General features: G+C 71.5%; 1 protein-coding gene. It reads right to left on the reverse strand.

The window, feature by feature from the left end; genetic code table 11:
* Window positions 1-1,778 (reverse strand): ABC transporter ATP-binding protein/permease (locus AOK11_RS36365; RefSeq protein ID WP_055597904.1); only part of this gene is annotated, 1,778 nt, incomplete at both ends.

Raw genomic sequence — 1,778 nt, forward strand, 5'->3', positions numbered from 1 at the left:
CGGGCCAGGTCGACGGTGCCGGCCATCGCGCCGAACGCCCAGCGCGAGGGCACCAGCCAGGACAACTGCTCCAGGACGGGCACGCCGTCCAGTTTCAGCAGGGCACCGCAGAAGACGACCTGGACGATGGCCAGCAGCACCAGCAGCGGCATCGTCACCTCCTCCTTGCGCACCAGCGCGGAGACGAGCAGGCCGAGCATCATGGCGGTGAAGCCGAGCAGGGCCACGGCCACCGTGATCTCCACCAGGGGAGGCATCAACACGCCTTCACCACCTGGTGCGTCGAGGTCGACCCCGAGCAGGGCGACCAGGGTGAGCACCACCGCCTGCAGCACGGTGACCGTGCCCAGCACGATGATCTTCGACATCAGGTACGCCGATCTGGACAGGCCGACGGCCCGTTCGCGCCGGTGGATCGGGCGTTCCTTGACGAGTTCCCGCACGGCGTTGGCTGCGCCCGTGAGGACGGCACCGACGCACAGGATGAGCAGGGCGTTCATCGCGGTGCTCGGGGTCAGGGTGCCGCCGGCCAGGGCACGGGCCATCGCCCCCATCACGAAGGGCAGCGCGATCATGATGGCGAGGAACGTGCGGTCCGCGCTGAGCGCGGCGGCGTAACGGCGTACGAGGGTGCCGAGTTGCGCGGTGCGGCTGCGCGGCCGGGGCGGCGGGGCGACGGCGACCGGGCCGGCCGTCCGCTGCCGGGGCTGGGCGGTGGCGTCGGCGATGTACCTGCCGTGGAAGGGCGAGGCGCGGTAGTCGCCCGCCCAGTCGCGGTCCCGGTCGCGTTCGAAGGCTTCGAAGGCCTCCGGCCACTGCTCGAATCCGAAGAACGCGAGGGCGTCCTCGGGCGGTCCGTAGTAGGCGACGCGTCCTCCGGGGGCGAGCATGAGGAGCCGGTCGCACACGTCCAGGCTGAGCACGCTGTGGGTGACGACGATGACGGTGCGGCCGTCGTCGGCCAGGGCGCGCAGCATGTGCATCACCGAGCGGTCCATCCCCGGGTCCAGACCCGAGGTCGGCTCGTCGAGGAACAGCAGGGACGGCTTGGTGAGGAGTTCCAGGGCCACGCTGACGCGTTTGCGCTGACCGCCGGAGAGGCTGTGCACGGGCTGTTCCGCCCGCTGTTCCAGGCCGAGTTCGCGGATGACCTCGTCGACCCGGGAGCGGCGCTCGGCCTTGGCGGTGTCCTGCGGGAAGCGGAGTTCGGCGGCGTAGGACAGGGCGCTGCGGACGGTGAGCTGGGCGTGCAGGATGTCGTCCTGCGGGACGAGACCGATGCGCTGGCGCAGTTCGGCGTAGTCGCGGTAGAGGTCGCGGCCGTCGTAGAGGACGGTGCCGTGGTCGGCGGGGCGCTGTCCGGTGAGGGCGTTGAGGAGGGTGGACTTGCCCGCGCCGCTCGGGCCGACCACGGCGAGCAGGCACTTCTCCCCCACCGGGAACGACACCCGGTCGAGCAGGGTCCTGCGGCCGTGGTCGACGGCGACGGTGAGGTCCTGCACGTCGAGGGAGATCTCGCCGGTGTCGACGTACTCCTGGAGTTCGTCGCCGACGAGGCAGAGCGCGGAGTGGCCGATGCCGACGACGTCGCCGGGGCCGACCGGGGCACTGGTGACGGGTCCGCCGTTGAGGTAGGTGCCGTTGTGGCTGCCGAGGTCGGCGATCTCGTACGTCCCGTCGGGCAGCGCCCTCAGTTCGGCGTGCCGGCGGGAGACCACGAGATCGTCGATGACGAGGTCGTTGTCGGCGGCGCGGCCGATGCGGACGGTGCGGGTGGG

This window comes from Streptomyces hirsutus (assembly GCF_001418415.1).
Classification (GTDB): Bacteria; Actinomycetota; Actinomycetes; order Streptomycetales; family Streptomycetaceae; genus Streptomyces; species Streptomyces hirsutus.